This window comes from Lederbergia sp. NSJ-179 (assembly GCF_022867885.1).
Lineage (GTDB): Bacteria > Bacillota > Bacilli > Bacillales > Bacillaceae_C > Lederbergia.
In genome coordinates this window covers 18,494-40,159 of the sequence record NZ_JALIFP010000027.1, presented here as the reverse complement: position 1 = coordinate 40,159, position 21,666 = coordinate 18,494, and the positions used below count along the sequence as shown (strand labels likewise).

Below are 21,666 nucleotides of genomic sequence, written 5' to 3'. Positions count from 1 at the left end.
CTTATGGTCCTAAATGCTTATTTAACTAAACGGAATATCTAAATACTTTTCGTATTTATTTGTTTCAATTTCTTTATAAACCCTTATAAAGCTAACCGCAAAAGTTGGAAAGGGACTGAGCTCTTTTTTCGCCAACTTTGCCATATCTCTAAGTTCATGTTTTGTTAAACCGTAATATGTTTGTCCCAAAGTCAAATGTGGTACAAAATCATCTAGTTCAAAATACTTTTTAATTAAATCGTTTGTAGGGGAAATTTTTCTCACAATCCTATTATGCAATGTATATAGTTCTTTTGAATTTACACTTAGATAAACAACGTCATCACCAAAGAACATTGGTTTACTTAACGATATTTGAAATGATTGAAATTGACTACAAACTTCTTTGACTTTACTTATCCATTTTATATCAGGTGTTAAACCACCTTGTGCCTTAAGGGTTATATGGGGTTCAACCGCTTCTGTAATAATATTATTTTTCCATCTTTGTTGAAATTCTATTATTTTTAGTTTGTATTCAATCGAAGGAACAATTCCGATAAAAAATTGCAAGTAACTCCCTCCTGAATAATATGATGTTTATTTAGATTAATCTTTTGGACTCTTCTTAACTATCCTTCTCGTTTAGAATAACAAGCTACCCTCCATGATCTCTTACATCTTATATAGTTGACTTAGGCTCATTCTTTTGCTTAGAGGACACAGGTCAGTACATTCTCCGATAATATTCCAAAATAGGAACATCAGGTGGACTCAGATTAGACGGCAGTTTATTCATATCAAAAAATGATAAGTCCTGAACTTCCCTTTCATCATTTTGTAGCTCTCCCTCATAATCATTACAAAGGTATACGGTTATGACATTATAGACTTCATCACCATGAGGATATTGGTAATAAAAGTTTTCTCCAGAAAAAACATGAAATAGCTGTAGTTTTTTTGCTTTCAAACCAGTCTCCTCGAACAATTCTCTCTTAGCTGCTTGTTCCAGGCTTTCACCTGGCTCCAAAGAACCACCAGCCAGTCCCCAGCTATGATTATCCTTTCGCAGCTGTAATAATATTTCTTTGTCGTTATTTAGTAGAAGCACACATGCCCCAACCATTATAAGTGGGCGACTGCCAACTATTTTTCTCAACTCCATAATATACCCCATCCATGTCTCTCCCTAACAGATTCATCTCGGTAATCATTCAATCCACACCATCACTTCATTGTTAGTTCTTACTCATCTTAAGCAGATCATCCTCTGCAAGTTTTTGAGTATATTGATCTAATTCCTTTGAAGGAAACCAATCAATAACAGTACTTCCATCACCATATTTAATCGTATGGATGACGGCATGAGGAGGCAAATAGATATTATGATGAACAAAAGGTTTGACAGTTACACTTTCTTCTTCTTGGAGAAAGCTTATATTCAAGGCTCCTTTTGAACTGATTTCCGCATAGACAATCCAGCCAGATTGAACAATATAAAATTCAGATGCTGATTTATGGTAATGACTATTTTGCCAGCCCCCTCGTTCTGAAGCGATCGTCCGACAATAAGAGCTTCCATCAGTACCCACCAATCTAAAGCGTTTCTCTCCATTTTCCATCCGTTCAAAATTCACATCAATCCCTGCTAAATGAGCCTCTTCCATACTAATCTTTGTTCCAGTCATATTGCGTCTCTCCTTCCCGTATTCATTGAATGTCTACTGACGTATTTAGAGCCTGTAAAAGGAAATGAAAAAAAACTATTACAAATTACGCATATTGAATATGAGATAGTATCGCATTAGCTAACATTTTTAGCTACATTCAGTTCAGCCAATGACTTGGTCTATCTAAATAGCTCGGTATTTTGGTGTGAATATTTCCTTTCGTCGAGTTGATTTGTGCCTGGGTAAGAAAGAGGGCATCAGATAAGTTAGCTCCACTTAACTCTGCGTCTCTAAGATCTGCTCCAATAAAATCGGCCTTTCTCAGATCACTATGGCTTAGGTTTGCTGCAATCAATAGAGTTCCCCGAAGATCTTCCCCTTGCAATTTCAGCCCTGTCAGGTTTGCGCCTAAGTAGTCCAAGCCTTTATTCATTCTTTTCTTTTTACTTTTTTTAAGGAAGTCTGCTCGATACAATCTACTCGTCTCGATTAACAATACATTTACTTTACTTCGATGTTCTACCATATCCATTTCTAAAATTTCTTTTGGCGTTTGTACAGTTCGTTCAACCGTCTCCTCATACATTTTTTCCAAATCAGTATGTAAAACTTGAGTCTCCTTTAATGCCATAGCCTGCCTTAGATACCAAAGCATCTCATGAAGTTGTTGCACAAGAGGAAATACGGCAAACATTTCTTGAGCATTTTCCCCATCTGCTCGCCAGTCTTTTCCTTTATATAAATTCTGTGAAACATGTTGTCCAGCACCAAAGCATTCATAGGACACACACCCCCGAAAGCCCTTCTCTCTCAGCTCGCTGTGAATCGAACAGAGATGATTGGAGCATAAATTCCTACACGGTTTTCCGCCCTCTTTATTGAAAGGAAAATCCGCCGACTTAGCATATGGCAACGCTACACAACATAACCCGAAACAATTTAAACAATCTGATCGTAAAGGATCCTTCATACCGAACCACTTCCTGTACTTACTAGAATATTTTCTAAGTATATCGAAAAAAGTTAATTGTTTATAGCCCCTAACGTACATCTTTTTCTGGATATTTTTGCTGGCAACTGTGAAACTTTACATGAATTAACAGGTAGTGGTCATATAGAAAAATTAGCCTCTTTCCAGACAATGCACCAGCGATTCATTATCTGCCATTTTCTCCTAAGAAAACTTACTGCATTTTTTTAAAGCACTATCTCATACTATATGATAAGCGATCGCTATGAAGGAGGTTTTATATGAATTCAATTTGGTTGGAGTACGGATGGACATTATTAATATTAATTGGTCTAGAAGGGATACTGTCTGCTGATAACGCTCTAGTGATTGCCGTTATCGCAAAGCATTTACCTGATAAACAAAAAAAGCGAGCCATTAATTATGGTATTTTGGGTGCCTTTATTTTTCGGATTATTTCGATCTTCCTCATCTCCTTTATGGCAAATGTTTGGCAGGTTCAGGCGATCGGTGCAGCCTACCTTATCTACATAGGTGGGAAGCATATTTATAAAAAATTTTTCCAATCGGAAGCAAAACAAAAAGATAACCGTACTAATAAAGGCAGGCCCGATTTTTGGCCGACCGTAGCAAAAATCGGTGTCGCCGACATTGCCTTTGCTATTGACTCTGTCCTTGCGGCTGTTGCACTTGCTGTCACATTACCCGATACAACATTACCGCAAATTGGTGGATTAGATGGAGGGAAATTTGCCGTTATTGTAATTGGTACAATCGCCGGGTTAATTTTAATTAAATTCGCAGCAAACTGGTTTGTGCAACTTTTAGATAAGCGCCCTGGCTTAGAAACAGTAGCTTTCCTAATCGTTGCATGGGTTGGAGTGAAATTGGCTGTCATAACTCTTTCTCATAAAAATGTGGGGATATTGCCAGAGGCTTTCCCACATAGTACCGTTTGGACGATTGTCTTTTGGGGTGTCCTTATCTGCATTGCCGTAATTGGATGGTTTTTATCTGGGAGAAAAACATCAAACAAGAAGTAATTATAGAATGGTATCTCAAGAAACGATGGCCATCTTTTATTATCAAAAAGTAGCCTTCTGTGGATGCCAATTTTCTCTCTACTCGCGATCGTCCTCATCTGCTAAAATTTCTTTGATCGTGGCTTGTGCATGCTCTCTCATTTTCTTCTCGTCATGATGATATGTGATTAACGCTTTCCATAAAGCCCAGCCTTTTGCGCGATTCCACGTTCCCTCGTCAACATCCATCTGTTTCTTAAATACTTGTCTACTCGTTCGATCAAAAAAGGTCCAAGCCATCGCAAAATCGCAAGCAGGATCACCGACACCCAAAATACCGAAATCAATCACCCCTGATAAATGTCCATTTTGCACTAATAAATTCAACCATCTGGCTTCTTTCTTTACTTGTGGCTCATATTCCTTCCCACTTGGTAATCGCACCGTCATCGTTTCACCTAAATGAAACGTACGATTATCATGGCCACCATTTTTCACAGGTTTAATATGTAGTTCCTTCCATTGGGGAAATTGTTCTCTGATTAATTGCTTCACTAACTCTACTTTCATTTCCATAAGTCCCTCCGAATAAAGATATTGTCGGATGTTTCATCACGCTATCATTTAGCTATATTCAGTCCCCTTTATAACAGCGCTTATATAGAAAAATAGGTTATCCTTCCCCTTGAATGACTAGACTATTTTCATCTAAAGATTTTGTAGGAGGAAGCTTTCTAACCTCCGCATTTAACAGCCAACATATGGCGACAATTAAAACAATAATCCCTGAACAGGTCACGACGAGGACGCTTCCGATCCATGCACCAACACTTCCACCTAGTAAGGAACCAACAGGAGCTGCCATAGCCGAAAGACTGGTTGCTGCAGTAAAAATGCGTCTTTATCCATTTGTAAACCCTTTTCTAATCATCTGGTGAATTTGACAGGAGGCTGATTGGGACCATGATTAATATTATTTAATAAAAAAAGAACCCCATATAAATAGGATTCTTGTCTAGCACGTCCCAATTTACAGACTTCTAAATCAAACACTAAAGTAGATAAATAATTCACCCTATTTTTTGCCTCTGCATTTATACTCGTTAACATATCTCCATTACATAGAGGTACTTTAATGTAGATTTTCCACACACTGATTGGGTATCCCTTCTCCATTTCCTCGCAGTATTAAAAAGTTCTAAATCCTATGGATGCGGTTCCACAAACGGATACAAAGGTTCATATAAATCTCCTCGGCATTAAATCATTCATACCAAACATCTCTGTTAACTTTTAGTGTAGATAAGAGGTCAAATAAGGGAAAGATTTCCCTTTCGAATTCCTAACGAGCTGTCCATAATACTATTAAAGTGGTGGATTTTCCACACCTAAGTGAATCCAATCTTCTTTTGGTGGGCCATACACCCCAGAAGGTTTGATTCCAGCTTGACGCATAAGAATTGTAACTTGTCCACGATGATGAACAATATGCTTCATTAGCCCCATAAAAATTTGTGCATTTGTTTCTTCTCTGCCAAATGCAGTTTGCACTTCATTCAAAGACTCATCTGTCCATTGTTCTTCAATGGCTTTGATTGCAGAAGCACTTACATGTTTAAATGTTTCAGCAATTTCTTTAGCTGAGGTAGGGACATCTTTTGCATCTTCTACTTCATCTACTTTCAGTCCGAAATGTGCTAAATACTCTGGAATATTTGTTGTAAAATGCCAAACAATTCTTCCTAATGTACGACCTTCTGGATAAACTTTTTGATTCAATGAATCATCAGTTAAGCCTTCCAGAACCTTTTGCGTTAGCGTTGCCTCCCAATTCCATTCTCTAACAAAGTCTGCAATCGTTACATACATAGATAATCCCTCCATAATCACATTGATATACTTTAACAAGCTACTAACGCTTTGCGCATCTCAGCGTTATCGAACTTTTGTTCTCTGACTAATGATATCAAAAATTCAAACAAGTATCAAATATCAATATTTATCTTAATAGGGTCTTGCATAAAAATAGCGTTAATTCTCGTTTCATAACACATCCATTAATCTTGTATTCTTTAGCTAGGCTGGCGTGTTTCTTTCAATCAAGTAGTTCCCACTTTTCAAACACTCCTATAGAGGTGCTGCCACTACGCCTTTAAATAGATCCATTTGTGTTAAACTCACGATTTGCTCTTTCGTAAATTGTTGATTTCCTTCCTCTAACAAGCGCTCGGATTGTGCTTGAATAATAGCTTCTACTATTTTTTCTGGCCAATTGTTAATTCTTTCATCCGTATCATTGGGATAATTTTCCTCAATTGCTTGTCGCAAGAAGGATGTATCAAACACAAATTGATGGGTGACAAGTTTCTGTCGGACAATCTCTGCCACTTCTTCTGCAGTATAAATACTAAATGTTACCTGATCGTTTATTTTCTCCCATAATTCAGGAGCGTAGGTCTGCAATTGCTTGATTTTATCTTCTGTTCCAGAAAAGATCATTACGATTTCATCATCTGGGTCCATTGCTTTTTTTCGTAGTAATTCTACAAGGTCTGGGTCATTTTGCAAGTTTTCCAGTTGATCAATCCATAGTAACCCTTTTTTGATTTGAGTTAATTCCTGAAATGTTGCCATTGTTGACAAACGATAGAACTCCTCTTCTCCAAATAAGTCTACTTGTTGAAGCAAATGATGGGTCTGCTCGATAAATGGTTGCAGGTCGTCCATTCCCTCTTGTATCCATAACATTAACCAATGATGTGGTAACTTGATCCCCTGTGTGGCGCGAATTTTCACTAACGAAATCTCTTTTAATAGTTGCTGCATGCTTTCTTTGTAAGCAATAGGTCCAATCAATTTGTCTACCTGATGCTTTTCCTGCGCCTGAGACTCAGTATTGTTCATCTCTACTTGGATAGGTTCTTTTGTTGGCATCATCGGACTAGTCTTACTAGCAAAATCATGCTGAACAATCGTGTGTGGCGGGTGTATTAAATTTGTTTCCATAAAGCTATTAATATCCTTTGCCAGAAGTATGGATATATCTGGATCATCAAACTGCACTTTTGCAGAGGATTCCATCAATAATTTGAAATGAATAGCCTCTTTTTCCAGGTTTGTAAATGATAAGAAGGAGACCTCTAAATCACTATTTAGCGAGAAGACGCCACCTGAAAGTCGAAGTGATGTTCCTTCGACTTTGCTACGCTCACGTAAAGAAATCGAAGCCGTTTTATCTATAATATCAAGACTATTCAGCGTCACTTTTGAATTAGCAATTGCTAGCGCCGCATCAACTGCTTTTGGTACGTCTGAATTTGCCTCATATGTGGGGGTACTTTCTATATTATTATTCTCGATATAACTATTGCTAATGGCTGCTTGACAATCAAAAAGAATAAGTGCATTTTTAAAGCAATTCTTAATCGTCAATTGCTCAGCGTTTACTACTGATTTATGAGCGTAAATACCGGTATTCACAGCATCAAAGGTAATGTCTTGAAAATATGCATCCTGTAGTTCAGCGATATAGATGGCATCATTTGAAGATTCTTTGATCACCGTTTTCTCAATAGCAAGGCTGCCTTGCTCCTTCATAAAAATAACAGGGTAGTTTTTTTCATGTTTATCCACACATTGATGAAAAGTACTATTTTGAATGGAAACTTTTGACTGATTTGCAATACTTATCGCATTATATTCCGTCTTATTGACTTCTAAATTGTCGATTTCTACAGTGGATTGTTCGCGAATATATATGCCCATAAACGTCTTTGATATAGTAGAATCGGAAAGTTCTAAGTGAGATTGGTAAACTTGAATCCCATCAAAAGGAGAATCATGAATATTGAAATCTTTAATTTTAACAGAGGAGTTATTTTTAATCGAAATGCCTGGATAACTAGCTTTATTATCTTCACTTTTCATTTCACAAAAGTGCTTGATTTCTCCTTTTTCAATAGTCACTTCACTTTTGTCAATGCGAAGAACATCACGATATGTATGATTGCTGGTTAGATTTTGAATATACCCTTGGCTATTTTCCATTATTACAACTACACCGCCGCCCGTCATGTTGATTGTTTCTAAATGAAGTCGGGCTTCTTTTGCATAGATACCATAGCTACTTGGATTTTTAATATTAATGTTTACTGTGTTCAATTTACTTTCTAAATCAGCATAGAGCCCAAATCCTTTTATATCACAATTTTCTAGCGTGACATCGGATTCTTGAATGTATACACTATTGGAGGTATGGGCGATCAACGTACTATTTTTTACCTTCACCGTAGACTCTAATCCAATCCAAAGGGCTGGATAAGGTGTCTTGACATCAGGATAATTCTCGCCTTCGATTGTGCACTCTTCTATTTCAATCACTGATGTTTCTTTCACATAAATGGCATTTGAATGCCCTTTTTGATGAAAAGTGATCCCTTGCAGCTTAACGGTTGCATCCGCAGTCTTCAATAAAGGATAATTCTGTGTTCCAGTAATAAGAACATTACCCCGTCCTATCAAGGTGATCTTTCTGCTGTCCACTGACAAATTCTCCTGATATTGTCCACTTTCGATATAAACAATACCACCATCTTCAACAGCAGCTATGCCTTGTTGGATTGTTCGATATCTATTTAAAAGTCCAGATTTTTTTACCACTACTGACTTTTTCATCCCATTGCTCCTCTTCACAGAAAGTAATTATAGTAGATATAATATAGGAAGTTAGCTAATCATGCTAGGAATCTGAAAAACTTTGGAGGGAAAAGTGAAAAGAAGTGGTTATATATTTTCTCACCTAATAAAAAGAGAGGTTGCAAAAAAATTGCATTCCTCTTCACCATAATCGGTTCATACAGGTTATGAAAATATATGCAACGCCACTTCTACACATTAGTCACCTTCTAGTCTTTGAATAGATAACGCGGCCGTAAAACCCGCGGTACCCATTATCATACTTTCTCTTAGGCTTAAACCAGATGGGAGTGGTACGATCCATTCTGAGGGGACACTTGCATACTCACTATAGCCGCCAAAATGGGAAACGCCTAATTCATAACTCGTTACAATAACGGCGTCCCCTTTTTTATAACGCTCATCTTTTGATAAAACAACTTCTCCAGCTAAATCAATTCCTGGAATAAAAGGATACTGATTCACTATTTTCCCATCGGGGTGAGCGGCAAGACCGTCTTTATAGTTTATACCGCTATATTTCACTTTAATTAAGAAATCATCATCTGGTAAATCAGAAGGTTTCATTTCCTTAATCTCTAAATTTAAACCTTCATTTTCTTGCTCTATTACTAAAGCTTTGAATGTATTTTCCATGATACGCCCTCCACTCGTTTATATTGGCTTGTTAGATTCTTTCGACACTTAGGCTTGTTAGAATAAGACTAAGAAAAATCTCTTAAGCTAGGAGAGGCTTTATTTTGACCATCCCTACTTCAACCGCTGTTTCTATATAGCCAATGATCTGGTCAAATGTAAAGACATTGAGATCTTTATGGACATCTTCCGGGTTGTAATCCATATCGCCCAATACAAACGGAATGAATCTCTCCACATCTTCGGATTGAACCTCTTCCAAGTCTATAATTGCTGGAAAATGACTGAACGTTTCTTTCAATTCACTGGTAAAACCATAGTGTTCTAATAATTTCCCATTTAGTAAGCGAAAATCATTATGGTATAACGTATATAACCCTTCATCAGCTTCCATTCTGTATGGCGATACTTTTATTTCTTTTAGCTTATTCTTTGGGTTTCTTGTTTTTCCTCTAAAGAGAGAAAACGTTTATACCAAATCGGTTGTACTGTCCCCAATACCTTTTTTAAGTACAGGGAATTCATCCTGTAATAATCTTGAGGATCTACCTTTTAGGTATTGTAATATCTTACTCGGTGCCATACCCGGCGGACACGATAACAATAAATGGATGTGATCTTTTCCTACGCTTCCTTGCAAGATTGTGATGCCTCTTGCTTCACAACCTTGCCTAATTAACTCCCTAGCCCTTCCGCATTTTATATCTGTATTTTATAACCCATATGATATGATACTTGATGTCATACACTGCATGACTGCTTTTTCTATATCCGTCCATACCATCACCTCATTCATTAGTATGGACACGCTGGGAAAAGGCTAAAAGCTAATACCGTCTAAAGACGGTGGAGTTAGACCACGCATTTATAAGTTAAAACGGCTTGTAAGAAACACTTTCCCTTTACTACTATTTACAGCTTCAATCGCCTTTTTCACGTCAAGTAAATCATACTGTGCATCAGCCTTCATCAAGCGTAATTGCTGATTTTCTAATAGTTTTATTGCATTTTTCAACGTTCTTTGCCATTGAGCTGTGGAAACCTTTTGATTCCAATGACGTAAATGAAATATGTTCGCATTCACTTTTGCTTTGTTGACAATATCTTCCCAATTGACTTGGATCCCGGATAAAAGACCGATGGTAAGAAAATTCCCATTTGGACATACACAGAAGGCCAAATCATTCCCGGCCATCCCTCCGATCGAATCAATCGCAGCCGTTGCCCCCCTTCCATTGGTTAAATCCATGATGGTTTCATAGAGTGATATTTTATAGAACGTTAGTTCCAACAGTTAAACTCTTTGGCTTTGCCAATCGTCATTCATCTCCCGCTTATCGTTGGGTTGCACCTTGAAGAAGAAAACGGCTTTCGAAGTCACATTAAAGTCTACTTAATAACCTCTCCTTGCTTCGTATCCCTTTAGTGGGGAATATAGACTTGATTAAAATATTATTAGAAGAAAAAACAAGAAAAGTATAAGGCGCCCGTAATCGTCGACAAGCAAATGTTCTGAGCCAAAGAAAGGCGTTCTTTGCCTTTCTTTGGCTCAGGTTATTTGACCTCGAGCCGATGGCGCCTGGAGCTAGACACCAACTGCAAGATAAGCTGGTTATCCACAAGCTAAGAATTTTATAAATTCCTAGACCATAAAAAAGACCGAAACCCATACTGGATCCAGTCCTAAACTTCATTGTTATTAATTTAGTAAAAAATAAAACTTCAAGATATACTCCTCATCATATTCCATTGATTCTCCATTTTTCAGAGGGACATATGGATCAAATTGAATACTCAGGCATTATTTTTTCTTTTGCTCGATTTATACTTTCATAGATTTTGGATTGTAATTTTAGTAATTGCTCATCGTCACGGTTTCTTGGTCGTTTCTGTTTAATTGAAAAAATTTCTTTGACCTTTCCTGGTCGAGGACTCATAAGCACGACACGATCCGCTAGGAAAACAGCTTCCGCTACATCATGGGTGACAAAAACAACCGTCTTTTTTTCCTTTGACCAAATTTGCAGCAAGTCATCCTGCATGGACAGCCTTGTTAAATGGTCTAGGGCTCCAAATGGCTCATCCATTAAAAGGACATCAGGATCATTCACAAGTGCTCTTGCGATACCTGCTCGCTGTTTCATTCCACCTGATAATTGGTGTGGATAATTTGTAGCAAAACCATTTAATCCGACCATATCCAAATATGAATGAATAGCTTCTCTTCTATCCTTTTTCTTTACTCCCCTCATTTCAAGACCAATCCCAACATTTTGTTCGATCGTTCTCCAAGGGTACAAGGATGCATCTTGAAAGATAACACCAATTCGTCTCGATGGTTTCTCTAATGGTTTCCCTTGAAAATGAACCTTACCTGCTGAAACCGTTCGTAATCCACCAAGTATCTCAAGGAGTGTACTTTTGCCGCAACCACTAGGACCAATTATACAAATAAATTCATTACTGTTGATTGTTAAATTAATATTACTTAAAGTTGTCGTTGTTTCCGCACCTGATTGATATGTCTTTGATAGATGTTCAATAGAGAAAACCGACATGGTTACTCCTCCTTTTCTTCATCGAGGTCAGATATAAAACGTGAATCGATGAATTGTTCAACATCATAAATTTCATCTTGAAAGCCATATTCAAGCTGAATTTCTTGGGTGGATTGTATTGCATCTAAATCTAGCTGCGGTTCGTTCTCCCAAATCGGCTCTTCTCGTTCAAATACCATTTGAAGTACATCTGCTTCAATATCAACATTTTTACCGACATATTCTAAATATTCATCTAGGTTTTCTTTTGCATATTCATTTGATTTAAAGTATGCCCGCAAAAACTTTGTGATCACCTCAGGCTCAGAGTCAATAAAATCAGTATGAGCTGTCACGACACCCGTATGAAAAGACGGTAAATAATCCCAACCATTTGCAAGCAACCTTGCTTTACCTGAAAGTTCCCCTAAAGAAGCAAACGGTTCATGGATAATTGTGGCATCCACTTGTTTATTTAACAAACTTGAATACGCGTCTTGATGACGTCCGTTAGCAAGTAACGTTACATCATCTTCTCCTATTCCGTGCTGCTTCAAGATTTCACGTGTATAGAGTTCCATTCCTATTCCGTTACGAGCAATACCGACTGTTTTTCCTTTCAGGTCTTCAACTGTTTCTATATCTGGTTGACTAATTAAATAAAAAGGGCCTTTTGTGCGATACATCGACGATATTATTTTCAATGGGACTTCTCTCCCCGCCCCAATAATTGCATTGGTTGTCGATGCTTCCGCAATATCAACTTCATTACTAGCAAGCGCAGCTATTTGATCCTCTGTATCGACAAACTCAATACTAAGTCCTTCATCTTCAAAAAAACCTTTTTCAATTCCGTAGTGAACGGGTAAGCCATTGATCCCAGCAAATCCCGCAAAGCGTACGGTTTGTAAAGATCCGTCCTTGTTTTCTCCTGTTGATTTTTCTCCCGCACATCCTGATAGCAACAAAATAAATCCAATTGCTATAATCATCTGCTTCAAAGTCATCTTCCTAACCTCCCATGACCTCTTAATGACTTCCACCCAAAAACAGTTTTTTCTCGATCAGGTTAATAATTGCGATATTCAACACGGATATCAATGTGACCAACGTAATTAAAGCAAACACATCTGCCGTATTATATAGCGAGACTGCTCTTGTAAGTAAGTTTCCAATCCCTGCTCGTGATGCAAGCATTTCTCCAAATAGCGCACCGACTAACCCACTTGCCGCTGCAAGACGGAAACTAGCAAAAATAGTCGGGATAGCTGAAGGGATCAATACCTTTGTAATGATTTGCCATTTTGAAGCTTCAAAGACTCTCGCTACCTTTAAATGATTCTCTTCCGTCTCCTTAACACCAGCCAATGTATTAAACAATATTGGAAAGACACAAAAGAGGATCACAATCATTGTTTTTTGAGTTAGCCCAATCCCAAGCCATAACGTAAGCAATGGAATCAGTGTTACGTTCGGTATCGCCATTAATGCCGCCAAGTAAGGAGAGCTAAACCTTTCTAGTTTTGGAATAATAGCAAGAAAAACGCCTCCACCAACTCCAATAACAATCGCAATTGCAAACCCGGCAAAGTACTCAGAAAGGGTCACATACATATCCGTAAAAATGGGATCGGTGGTGAAGTAAGAAACAAACACACGAATAACTTCTGTAGGTGCTGCTAAATAAAGTGTGCTAATAAGACCAGAGCGGACAGCCCATTCACAGCTTCCTAGTAAGATGAGGAGAAAGATAATTTGTGCTAAACGATTACCCCATATTTTTCCATTCACCTTCGTTCTCCTCCCATCTAGCTTCAAATTAGTAATAGAACAAACCGGAAGGCAGAGTCACCGCCTTCCGGTCGAAGCGTTTATCCCGGTGCCACCGTCCGTAAGCCCCCACAAGACATGAAATGCCAAGAAATCGAAGTGGGGGATTATGGACGCTAACGCCCCGATAAATTCCGCTAACTATCAGTAGGGAAGAAGATACAGACTTAATTCGCTACATCTGTATATTCTTGTCTGCATGATCTACAGCCCGTAGTTTGTAGCTTCCTCCCACTGACGGCAGTTTCGTTTAAGGCTGCAAAATAAGTTTTCCGAAGATTTCACGTTCTTCCATTAAACGATGAGCTTCCCTTGCCTCTTCTAAAGGAAGGATTCGATCAATGATTGGTTTAAGCTTTCCACTTTCAACAAGCTCTAATAGAATCTCTAAATCTCTTCTCTCCCAACTAGTTGAGCCAATAATTGAGATTTCGCGTTTCCACACATAGCGTAAATCTGTCACAGCATTAAAACCAGTCGTGGCCCCACAAGTCAAAATCCGTCCTCTTTTTTTAGTCGCAAGAATACTTTTAGGCCAAGTCGCTTCTCCAGTGTAGTCAACCACTACGTCTGCACCTTGTTTTTTCGTAATCTGCCATGTCTTCCGAGAGAAGTCTTCTTCGTTGTAATTAATGACATGATCCGCACCTAATTCTTTTAACTTTTCTAGTTTTTCTTCTGATCCTGCAGCAGCAATAATATTCGCACCAGCAATTTTTGCAATTTGAACAAGTGCATTTCCTACACCACCACTTGCCCCTAAAATAAGAACCGTTTCATTGGCTTTTAGCTCTCCTCGATTGATTAACATTTTCCAAGCTGTTCCATAGGCAATAGGAAGAGCAGCTGCATCTTCAAATGAAATATTTTCAGGCAGTGGAATGATATTAACAGCTGGAACTTTAACAAACTCAGCTAACCCACCTTGTAAATCTTCACCTAGTGCCCCGTAGCCGGCAATTTTCGGATCAATCAGGACACGATCACCAACTTGAAGACCTTCAACATTTTCACCAATTGTATCAATGAATCCAGCCACATCTCCCCCAGAGATATGAGGAAAAGGAGGTTTCTTTCTTTGACCAGGCATCCCTCTACGAACAAAGATATCTAAGTGGTTTAAGCTAACCGCTTTTACTTTTACAATGACATCATCTGCTCCAACTTCCGGTTTAGGGTGCTCTCCAATCACGACTTTATCAAGACTTCCATTTTCAGTAATAAGTGCTGCTTTCATTTTTCATCCCTCTTTCTACTCTCATTTTTTGTAACATCTATATGTGGCACCAAAAATAGTGGTACTAGCATCAACCGTTGCATCATGTAACAAAACTTCGTATGACTCAGCTTCCTTTTTGTGCGAACGATGAAAAACGATATCTCCACCAGATAATCGCAAACGAACCTCATTTTTTTCTGTTTCCTGTTTTAAGTGAAATATATCTCCCCATTGCTTTGCACAAGTTAAATCAGAAATCGGAATCCGGATTTCTTGCAATTTCAATGAGCCCAGCTTATGTTCAGCAATAATAGATTGTCTTTGTAGAGATTCACGCCTTTCCCTATCAGGCTCTTGCCACTCAATAAGGAAGGGCAGGCGCACTTCTATAGTAGGATCATTTATATAAAGTTGCTTCCAATAAATCAATTCTCCATCTGGACGGCGCCGTTTCGCATCAATGGGCCCAATGACTTCAAGCCCCTTTTCTCTAAACAATTGCGCATCTTTTTCAATTTGCGTCGTACGTAGCGCAAGCCTTACAATACCTTCTGTATAATCAGATTCTTTAATACTTGAGATGACGCTTAGTGGCACATGATTTTCGTCTACTAGCTGTTGATTAAAAATACCAATCCATTCAATGTAACTTAAATCAAAGTAGCAAAGTGCATTGTATGTTCCTCTCGTTTCATGACAGCCACCTTCAACCGCATGAAGCCCAAATGCTTTTGCAATCTCCAACGTTTTTTCTGGGCTGGCTACATAATGAATGATATGATCAAATTGATAATTCATTTCTTCTCAGCACGCTTTGCTGCACCTTGTGTGCTATAAACCCCTCGACCAATAGCTATTTCCCGTTGATTCCCATCGGTTACTTTAATATCACTCACTCCTAAAGCACGCCCTCCTTTTACAAGTGTTGCTTCAGCATACAAATCCTCTGATTTAGCTGCTCGCAGGTAATCAACCCTTAAGTCAACTGTAGGCAGCGGCTGTCCATAGGCTGGAACAAAGACATAGTCACCAATAACATCTATGAATGAAGCAATGACTCCTCCATGAATGTACCAGCCTCTTTCTTCAGAGCCGGCTTGGAAGATTTCTTGAAAAGGAAGTTTTGCTTTTAAATAGGTGTCCTCAACCTCTAACACTTCAATATTGAGAAATTTATTAAATGGAGCGTGTTTTAATCTTTGTTGAATCTCTGCTTTTAAATCTGACATTTCATTAGTCCCCCTTTATTTTCTTTAATTGCTCATCGACGTATTGTTTTAATAAAACTTTATCGACTTTTCCTGTACCAGCTAGAGGCAATGATTCAAGAAAGAATATATGTCTTGGATAAGCGTACACTGGCCCATGCTCAAAGAAATGGTCCTGTAATTCCTTTTCAGTGATCGAGTGACCTGTTCGACATTCAACAACAGCGATAGGGACTTGGCCTTTTAGGTGATGAGGAATCGCAGTCACAATCACATCACGAACACTTGGATGCTTGAGCAAAACATTTTCAACCTCTTTTGGATATGTATTCTCGCCGCCAACGCTAATCATGTCGTCTTTTCTTCCAGCAATATAGGCATGACCGTTTTCATCGATTCTTGCGAGATCACCGGTTTTCAGCCAGCCTTCATCTGTAAAACGTTCAGCTGTTACTTTTGGTAATTTCCAGTAACCTTTTGCAACACCTGGACTTTTCACCCAAAGTTCACCAATTTTATTTGTTGCGAGGGGTGTTTCGTCATCAACGATTTGGACCTGAACACCAGGTAATGCCTCTAAAAATGGGCGTTGCCCGGTTTGATTCGTTCTTCGTGAAGAAAAAACAACCGGACCACCTTCTGTCAGCCCATAGCTTTCTAAAACACTCACATTGAATTGTTTCTCAAGTTCGATCACAACCTCTTGTGCAAGTTCTGAAGAACCGCATAATAAGAAGCGAAGACTTGATAAGTTATGCTCCTTATTGTCACGGTAATAACTTAGAAGCATTTTATAAATAGCTGGCACTGCAGTCATAAAAGTTACTTGCTCACGTTCAATTGCTTCAAAAATCATCGTAGCATCCACTTTTGGTAAAATAACGACTGATCCACCTGCAAACAGCGTACTTTGTATATTGACTAGCGCATTCGCATGATACAAGGGAGCAAAAATTAGCAATCGTTCACTTGAATTTAATTCACGCACCTCGCAAAGAGCTTCAGCATTCCAATACTGCCCACCATGAGTAAGGAGACAGCCTTTGGGCTTTCCTGTTGATCCTGATGTGTACAGCAAAAGGCATGTATCATGATCATTAACCGGCTCTGTTTCAAAATTGGTAGAATACCCGCCTAGAAGTGAATCATAGTAGTAAATATCCTTTCTTCGGGTACCTCCAATTTGAATAACATTCACTTTTCTTTCTAGATCCAAATTGTGTAAAACATCAAGTAACGAATGATGACAAAACAAGATGGTCGCTTCACTATCCTCTAGAATATAGGAAATAATTGATGGTGGTAATTTTATATTGATGGGTACAGGTATCGCGCCTAATTTCATCGTTCCATATATAATTTCGATAAAACGAAAATCATTTGGAAGAAGTAAGGAAACCCGATCTCCTTTTTTTCCCCCTAAAGACTGTAAAAATGAAGCCACTTGGTTTGATCTTTCATTCAACTCTTTGTAGGTTAAACGAGCTTCATAATCAATGACCGCAATCTTATTTGGTGTTTGTTTAACCGCTTCTGTAAATAGTTCTCCAAAATTCCCTGTCTTGTTATTCAATCGTTCCCCTCCTGTCAAGCACATTAATTCCACCTATTTACATCGGATATGTTGATATTCTATCATCGGGCCATCTTTATTTATACCACCATTATTTTAAAAACAATTGTTTAAGCAACATAAAATCTATAAATGTTGGGTAACGATACACTTTTTTAATATTTGCTTATTTTTTCTTTTTTTCTATTTACTTATGAATCATTTCATTATATTCTGGTATGAATAATATGTTTTAGGATAATGCAGGGGAGAGTGATTTTTTTGGAAGAACAACAATATTCGTTTGATATTGATCGGAGGGTACTCAAAACAAGATCATTTATCAACGACGCACTTTTAACATTGTTAGCTGAAAACTCCTTTGACAATATTACAGTAAGAGCGATTTGTGATTTAGCCATGATTAACCGCTCAACATTTTACAGTCATTATGTTGACAAATTCGATCTGTTCAACCAGTTAATTGAAGGAAAACTCAAGCTTTTTAGCGCTGTTTTAAATAATCACCCATTCACATTTATGAATGAAAAAGAAACACTAAAAGTTGACCCTTGTTTTTATCACATATTGCTTCATGTCAATGAAAATGCTGTGAGTTACAAATTGCTCCTTGAACATGATGATACAAAAGTATTCGCCAAATCATTTGCTCGCTTAATAGAGGAATCAGTAATTAGCTATCTTGGCGATTCTGCTTATGCTAGTCTAGAACATAGCGGACCAAGTAAAATTTTCAAGTGCTTCCTAACAAATACAATCGTTAGCATGGTGAACAATTGGCTTCAATATAAACACCAATATACTCCTTACGAATTTGCTTTAGAGTATACACAGATTGTTCAAAAGTCCATTTAAGGCGTGTTTGTAGAATAAAGCGATATGAAAACGACAAACATATGACGAGATCATCCTTGTCAATAATTTTTCCCCACAAGCTAATGTCCCAATTAAACGATGATGTTTTAATATTCTTTTACAGGAAAAAGCCGCATTCCTTGATTAAAAATGCGGCTTTCTCAGAAGTTATTTCATTTTTGATTGTGATTACACTTGAATCTTATCGTGAACGATCACCACTTTTTTAATACTGTGTAACCGCCAGTGAACCGTTTTTTCATAGATTCTTATTAACAAATAAGATTGACGTCAGTGCCTTTAGCCCCTCATTTTATACGAAAATGGGGTTTCCACCGGGGTTCCGCCTAAAAATGGCGCAAAAAAGCACCCTCCCGTAATGGGGATTACCCATTTTTTTAAAATTTGGCTATGGATGATTAAAATTAGGCGGATTCGATTTCTTGAATGTCTACTTCATAGCCCATATTTTGCAGTTTTTTGATAAAATAGTCTTTCTTCCTTTCTTTACTTGGAAGATAGTCCCATCCAAGTTCTTTATATGGGGTTTTGGTTTTCAGCATTTGGTAAATGATCCTTAATATTAAATGTGCTAGCGCCATATTTGCCTTTTTTGGACCTCGTCGTTTTACGATTCGGTAATAAAAGGAGGAAAGTCTGCTGTCCTTTGTTTTCATTGCGGCCCAAGCTACCTGACACAGTACAGCTTTTAAAGCTTTATTTCCCTTGGTGGATTTAGTACTCTTTTTTTTTCCAGCACTTTCATTATTACCAGGGCTGAACCCACCCCATGATGAAATATTTCCATCGGAAGGGAATTGCGACATATCAATACCTATTTCCGCCATGATGCCCGCCGCTGCATCTTCCTTAATACCCGGAATGGTCATTAATAAATCCATTACTTCCTGATGGGGGGTTACTGATTGATTAATTTTGTTTTCCAATTCTTTAATTTGCTTTTCAATGTAAAGTAGATGATCATAATGCATTTTAATCAATTCCCGATGGTGAAGGCGAATTCGACTATTTAAAGCATCCACAATTTGTGGCACCTTTTTCTTCAGGGTTGTTTTTACCATTGCCCTGACCTGGTCAACTTCTAATACTTCACCGTTAAGAACAGATTCTAGCAATGCACGCCCTGAAACACCAAATACATCGGAAACATACGTGCTAAGTTTGATATTAGCATCTTGCAGTATCTTATGGATTCTGTTTTTTTCAGACGTTGCATGACCCAACAACTTGCGACGATAGCGTGTTAAGTCCCGTAAGTCTCTAAACTCTACCGGAGGGACAAAACTGGATTCGACCAAACCTGCACGTAGCAGTTTTGCGATCCAATTGGCATCGGAAACATCAGTTTTTCTGCCAGGTACATTCTTGATTCGTTGGGCATTGGCAAGGGTTAAAGTGAAATGACCTTCAAGAATATTCCAAACTGGTTTCCAATAAACACCAGTGCTTTCCATCGCAACATTTGTAATGTTGCGTTCTGCAAGCCAGTCTTGAAGTTTGAGTAATTCTTTGACAGTAGTACCGAATGTTTTTGTTTCTTTTTTCGGCTTACGATCTAACTGGCCATATAAAGCACACGCAACAACCGTTTCCTGATGAACATCTAGTCCTGCAACACGTTCTAAAATAGCATCCATATTATCTCATCCTTTGTATAATGCTAGGCCATACATTCTTGAGCGAGTATTTTTATACGCGTGCTCATGGCAACAATAGGCGGTACTCATGAATGTATTACGTCAGTTTTGAACTCGGGTTTAATTTCACCAAAAAAGAGACGACTTCGGACCTGCATTCAAAGGATTAACGTGATTACTTAGATTTAAACCGCTACACCCCCATTTTCATGTATTGCGGTGTCTGGATAAGACATGGGGGTTTTGAACACGCACTACTAACGAATTTCAATCCCGGCTTTTTCAAAAGGCTTCAGTACTTCTAGACTACATGTTGAAACATAAACAATTGTTTTTAAATTTTTTAAATGCTGAAACCCTTCAACCGATGCAACTTCAAACAAATTATCCTCTCCATCCCAATCTGGTTTGAGGATATGGTAAATTTCATGACCACCATCAAATATAAGCTGTTCAACCTTGTATAAATCATCTTCTTCCAAGACCAATGCTTCTAAGTACTAGTTATGTCCCAGCCTCTTCCATTACAATTATTCTGCTAGTGCTTCTTGATTAACTCAATAAACGCATCCACGAATGTTTGTAAAAAGTTTCTTGTTCCTTCATTCTGTAAGTGTCCATTTGCATCTAATAATTCTGCAACATTTCCAAGATAGGCTTCTGGCTGCTGAAGTATTGGCATATTAAGAAAAGCGCAAGCGCCTTGTTCAGCCCCGACAAGCAAATGTTCCTGAACCTAGGAAGGGCGATCTTTCCCTTCATAGGTTCAGGGTTATTTGACCTCGAGGGGCTAGGCGCTGGAGCTAGATCCAAACATTAGCCAATTTTTATACTTTCTTACCTTTTTAAAAAGACGAGAGACTGTCGCAAATGATGATTTGCACCAAATGCACTTAAATTCCCAGGAGATTGACTAATAATCGCGGCAGGCTTACCATCCCACACACTTGAGCCATAAGGTCGTGAACCAACATCCAATGCATTTTTTAATACGGAAGGTACTGAGCGATTGTATTCAGGTGTGACGAATAATACTGCGTCTATTTCCTGCATGGTTGTCCGAAATGTAGTATACGCCTCTGGTACCTTGTTTTCATCATCGTAATCCTGGTTGTATAAAGGCAGGTGCCAATTTCTATCATTTCTGTTTCGTATTCTTCTGGAAAGAGGGTTGCAACATTTTGAGCAATTTTTTTAGAGAATGAATCTTTACGAAGACTTCCGACTAAAATCCCAACTTTTGCCATTTCTATTTCCTCCCTATTTTTTCATTGTAACATAGCTGATTCAAGTTATTATTCCCGAAATACAAGGAGTGTATTAAACTTCTTACATCCCTCCCACCAATTACGCCTTTGATCTACATGAACACAGGCTATTGGATTAGTGGGGAAGGCGAGGTGGCAGCTGGAGAAGATACGCCCACCACCTATACGATCTCCAATATTTCTGAAGGAAAAAAACAACTTCTGATTCAATTGGGAGAAGAATATAAAGGGAAGCAAATAAAGATGAAAAAGGTAAAGACCACTTTTAAATATATTGCTTCAGTCACTTGAGGAGACAAAACTGAAGCTCGCCGACAGTCTACGGCTCCATCACATGCAAAGCAAATCAGAACAAGAATCGGAATAGAACGTGTTCTGGTGTTGAGTGGATGCACGTAGTGTACTATCTAATTAGCAATCTCCCCGTAGATACCCTCAAGAAAACAGAATTTTCACTTTCTTGTCTACTTAAAGGGGATTAGATTCATCTTCTCCGTCATATCGGGTAAGCGGTTCGATTCTCTAGGTAAAAAAGGCGACTATCTA

The 21,666-nt window shown here is 38.2% G+C and carries 21 protein-coding genes and 5 pseudogenes; 3 read left to right on the top strand and 23 right to left on the bottom strand.

The features are described from left to right. Positions 1-21: 21 nt before the first annotated feature. The 4 genes from MUB24_RS16720 to MUB24_RS16705 all read right to left on the bottom strand — a co-directional run bounded on the left by MUB24_RS16720 (position 22) and on the right by MUB24_RS16705 (position 2,619). The gene (locus MUB24_RS16720) at positions 22-552 is read right to left on the bottom strand and encodes a 2'-5' RNA ligase family protein (protein ID WP_244706071.1); all 531 of its coding nucleotides are present in this window, start codon (positions 550-552) and stop codon (positions 22-24) included. Positions 553-706: 154 nt separating this feature from the next. Then, on the bottom strand, positions 707-1,156 hold the full coding sequence (locus MUB24_RS16715) for an NUDIX hydrolase (RefSeq protein WP_244706069.1): 450 nt from the start codon (positions 1,154-1,156) through the stop codon (positions 707-709). A gap of 61 nt (positions 1,157-1,217) precedes the next feature. Beyond that, positions 1,218-1,667, bottom strand: coding sequence for a hypothetical protein (locus MUB24_RS16710; protein ID WP_244706068.1), 450 nt, complete (start codon positions 1,665-1,667; stop codon positions 1,218-1,220). Between the two features lie 139 nt (positions 1,668-1,806). After that, positions 1,807-2,619 carry a pentapeptide repeat-containing protein gene (locus tag MUB24_RS16705; RefSeq protein ID WP_244706066.1) on the bottom strand — a complete coding sequence of 271 codons (813 nt, stop codon included), beginning with the start codon at positions 2,617-2,619 and terminating at the stop codon, positions 1,807-1,809. Between the two features lie 281 nt (positions 2,620-2,900). On the opposite strand from MUB24_RS16705, the gene MUB24_RS16700 reads away from it, so the two are divergent. Then, the gene (locus MUB24_RS16700) at positions 2,901-3,662 is read left to right on the top strand and encodes a TerC family protein (RefSeq protein WP_244706064.1); all 762 of its coding nucleotides are present in this window, start codon (positions 2,901-2,903) and stop codon (positions 3,660-3,662) included. A gap of 78 nt (positions 3,663-3,740) precedes the next feature. Here the strand turns inward: MUB24_RS16700 and MUB24_RS16695 are convergent, their stop codons facing one another. The 15 genes and pseudogenes from MUB24_RS16695 to MUB24_RS16630 all read right to left on the bottom strand — a co-directional run bounded on the left by MUB24_RS16695 (position 3,741) and on the right by MUB24_RS16630 (position 17,339). After that, positions 3,741-4,217 (bottom strand): phosphotransferase, encoded by a 477-nt coding sequence (locus MUB24_RS16695; protein WP_244706062.1) that lies wholly within the window; start codon positions 4,215-4,217, stop codon positions 3,741-3,743. 97 nt (positions 4,218-4,314) lie between these two features. Further along, positions 4,315-4,506, bottom strand: coding sequence for a hypothetical protein (locus MUB24_RS16690; RefSeq protein WP_244706061.1), 192 nt, complete (start codon positions 4,504-4,506; stop codon positions 4,315-4,317). Between the two features lie 500 nt (positions 4,507-5,006). Next, positions 5,007-5,510, bottom strand: a complete 504-nt coding sequence (locus tag MUB24_RS16685) for a DinB family protein (RefSeq protein WP_244706060.1) — start codon at positions 5,508-5,510, stop codon at positions 5,007-5,009. A gap of 258 nt (positions 5,511-5,768) precedes the next feature. Then, positions 5,769-8,315 carry a right-handed parallel beta-helix repeat-containing protein gene (locus MUB24_RS16680; RefSeq protein ID WP_244706059.1) on the bottom strand — a complete coding sequence of 849 codons (2,547 nt, stop codon included), beginning with the start codon at positions 8,313-8,315 and terminating at the stop codon, positions 5,769-5,771. A gap of 228 nt (positions 8,316-8,543) precedes the next feature. Continuing rightward, positions 8,544-8,972, bottom strand: a pseudogene (locus MUB24_RS16675) (alcohol dehydrogenase catalytic domain-containing protein); the annotation flags it as partial. Between the two features lie 82 nt (positions 8,973-9,054). Further along, complete coding sequence (locus MUB24_RS16670) at positions 9,055-9,366, bottom strand: hypothetical protein (protein WP_244706056.1); 312 nt, start codon at positions 9,364-9,366, stop codon at positions 9,055-9,057. A gap of 91 nt (positions 9,367-9,457) precedes the next feature. Continuing rightward, positions 9,458-9,751 (bottom strand): annotated as a pseudogene (tnpA, locus tag MUB24_RS23835) (IS200/IS605 family transposase); the annotation flags it as partial. 86 nt (positions 9,752-9,837) lie between these two features. Continuing rightward, positions 9,838-10,236 (bottom strand): annotated as a pseudogene (locus MUB24_RS16665) (MDR/zinc-dependent alcohol dehydrogenase-like family protein); the annotation flags it as partial. Positions 10,237-10,753: 517 nt separating this feature from the next. Next, a complete protein-coding gene (locus tag MUB24_RS16660) occupies positions 10,754-11,530 on the bottom strand; it encodes an ABC transporter ATP-binding protein (RefSeq protein WP_244706054.1) in 777 nt (258 codons plus the stop codon). Between the two features lie 2 nt (positions 11,531-11,532). Beyond that, a complete protein-coding gene (locus MUB24_RS16655; protein WP_244706052.1) occupies positions 11,533-12,516 on the bottom strand; it encodes an ABC transporter substrate-binding protein in 984 nt (327 codons plus the stop codon). A 22-nt stretch (positions 12,517-12,538) separates the two neighbouring features. Continuing rightward, the gene (locus tag MUB24_RS16650; protein WP_244706050.1) at positions 12,539-13,300 is read right to left on the bottom strand and encodes an ABC transporter permease; all 762 of its coding nucleotides are present in this window, start codon (positions 13,298-13,300) and stop codon (positions 12,539-12,541) included. Positions 13,301-13,589: 289 nt separating this feature from the next. After that, complete coding sequence (locus tag MUB24_RS16645; RefSeq protein ID WP_207449191.1) at positions 13,590-14,576, bottom strand: zinc-binding dehydrogenase; 987 nt, start codon at positions 14,574-14,576, stop codon at positions 13,590-13,592. 21 nt (positions 14,577-14,597) lie between these two features. Next, complete coding sequence (locus MUB24_RS16640) at positions 14,598-15,356, bottom strand: VOC family protein (RefSeq protein WP_244706048.1); 759 nt, start codon at positions 15,354-15,356, stop codon at positions 14,598-14,600. After that, entirely contained in the window at positions 15,353-15,787 is a 435-nt protein-coding gene (locus MUB24_RS16635; RefSeq protein ID WP_244706046.1) for a PaaI family thioesterase, read from the bottom strand. Before MUB24_RS16635 ends, MUB24_RS16640 begins: the two co-directional genes overlap by 4 nt. Positions 15,788-15,791: 4 nt before the next feature. Continuing rightward, a complete protein-coding gene (locus tag MUB24_RS16630; RefSeq protein ID WP_244706045.1) occupies positions 15,792-17,339 on the bottom strand; it encodes a class I adenylate-forming enzyme family protein in 1,548 nt (515 codons plus the stop codon). A 261-nt stretch (positions 17,340-17,600) separates the two neighbouring features. On the opposite strand from MUB24_RS16630, the gene MUB24_RS16625 reads away from it, so the two are divergent. Continuing rightward, positions 17,601-18,194, top strand: a complete 594-nt coding sequence (locus tag MUB24_RS16625; RefSeq protein WP_244706043.1) for a TetR/AcrR family transcriptional regulator — start codon at positions 17,601-17,603, stop codon at positions 18,192-18,194. A 425-nt stretch (positions 18,195-18,619) separates the two neighbouring features. Here the strand turns inward: MUB24_RS16625 and MUB24_RS16620 are convergent, their stop codons facing one another. From MUB24_RS16620 to MUB24_RS16605, 4 genes and pseudogenes are all read right to left on the bottom strand, one after another. Beyond that, positions 18,620-19,852 (bottom strand): IS110 family RNA-guided transposase, encoded by a 1,233-nt coding sequence (locus MUB24_RS16620; protein WP_244706041.1) that lies wholly within the window; start codon positions 19,850-19,852, stop codon positions 18,620-18,622. Between the two features lie 257 nt (positions 19,853-20,109). Continuing rightward, positions 20,110-20,352: pseudogene (locus MUB24_RS16615) on the bottom strand (DUF6892 domain-containing protein); the annotation flags it as partial. A gap of 38 nt (positions 20,353-20,390) precedes the next feature. Next, complete coding sequence (locus MUB24_RS16610; RefSeq protein WP_244706039.1) at positions 20,391-20,576, bottom strand: hypothetical protein; 186 nt, start codon at positions 20,574-20,576, stop codon at positions 20,391-20,393. A gap of 113 nt (positions 20,577-20,689) precedes the next feature. Further along, a pseudogene (locus MUB24_RS16605) lies at positions 20,690-21,099 on the bottom strand (NADPH-dependent FMN reductase). A 153-nt stretch (positions 21,100-21,252) separates the two neighbouring features. Here MUB24_RS16605 and MUB24_RS16600 point away from each other — a divergent pair. Next, positions 21,253-21,411: a hypothetical protein gene (locus tag MUB24_RS16600; RefSeq protein WP_244706037.1), complete on the top strand. Its 159-nt coding sequence runs from the start codon at positions 21,253-21,255 to the stop codon at positions 21,409-21,411. The last annotated feature ends 255 nt before the right edge of the window (positions 21,412-21,666 follow it).

What these genes read in the sequence shown, in the direction of transcription:
- MUB24_RS16705 (WP_244706066.1), bottom strand. Translation starts at nt 2,619, where the DNA reads ATGAAGGATCCTTTACGATCAGATTGTTTAAATTGTTTCGGGTTATGT.
- MUB24_RS16655 (WP_244706052.1), bottom strand. Translation starts at nt 12,516, where the DNA reads ATGACTTTGAAGCAGATGATTATAGCAATTGGATTTATTTTGTTGCTA.
- MUB24_RS16690 (WP_244706061.1), bottom strand. Translation starts at nt 4,506, where the DNA reads ATGGCAGCTCCTGTTGGTTCCTTACTAGGTGGAAGTGTTGGTGCATGG.
- MUB24_RS16715 (WP_244706069.1), bottom strand. Translation starts at nt 1,156, where the DNA reads ATGGGGTATATTATGGAGTTGAGAAAAATAGTTGGCAGTCGCCCACTT.
- MUB24_RS16645 (WP_207449191.1), bottom strand. Translation starts at nt 14,576, where the DNA reads ATGAAAGCAGCACTTATTACTGAAAATGGAAGTCTTGATAAAGTCGTG.
- MUB24_RS16680 (WP_244706059.1), bottom strand. Translation starts at nt 8,315, where the DNA reads ATGAAAAAGTCAGTAGTGGTAAAAAAATCTGGACTTTTAAATAGATAT.
- MUB24_RS16695 (WP_244706062.1), bottom strand. Translation starts at nt 4,217, where the DNA reads ATGGAAATGAAAGTAGAGTTAGTGAAGCAATTAATCAGAGAACAATTT.
- MUB24_RS16700 (WP_244706064.1), top strand. Translation starts at nt 2,901, where the DNA reads ATGAATTCAATTTGGTTGGAGTACGGATGGACATTATTAATATTAATT.
- MUB24_RS16640 (WP_244706048.1), bottom strand. Translation starts at nt 15,356, where the DNA reads ATGAATTATCAATTTGATCATATCATTCATTATGTAGCCAGCCCAGAA.
- MUB24_RS16710 (WP_244706068.1), bottom strand. Translation starts at nt 1,667, where the DNA reads ATGACTGGAACAAAGATTAGTATGGAAGAGGCTCATTTAGCAGGGATT.
- MUB24_RS16670 (WP_244706056.1), bottom strand. Translation starts at nt 9,366, where the DNA reads ATGGAAGCTGATGAAGGGTTATATACGTTATACCATAATGATTTTCGC.
- MUB24_RS16620 (WP_244706041.1), bottom strand. Translation starts at nt 19,852, where the DNA reads ATGGATGCTATTTTAGAACGTGTTGCAGGACTAGATGTTCATCAGGAA.
- MUB24_RS16660 (WP_244706054.1), bottom strand. Translation starts at nt 11,530, where the DNA reads ATGTCGGTTTTCTCTATTGAACATCTATCAAAGACATATCAATCAGGT.
- MUB24_RS16685 (WP_244706060.1), bottom strand. Translation starts at nt 5,510, where the DNA reads ATGTATGTAACGATTGCAGACTTTGTTAGAGAATGGAATTGGGAGGCA.
- MUB24_RS16635 (WP_244706046.1), bottom strand. Translation starts at nt 15,787, where the DNA reads ATGTCAGATTTAAAAGCAGAGATTCAACAAAGATTAAAACACGCTCCA.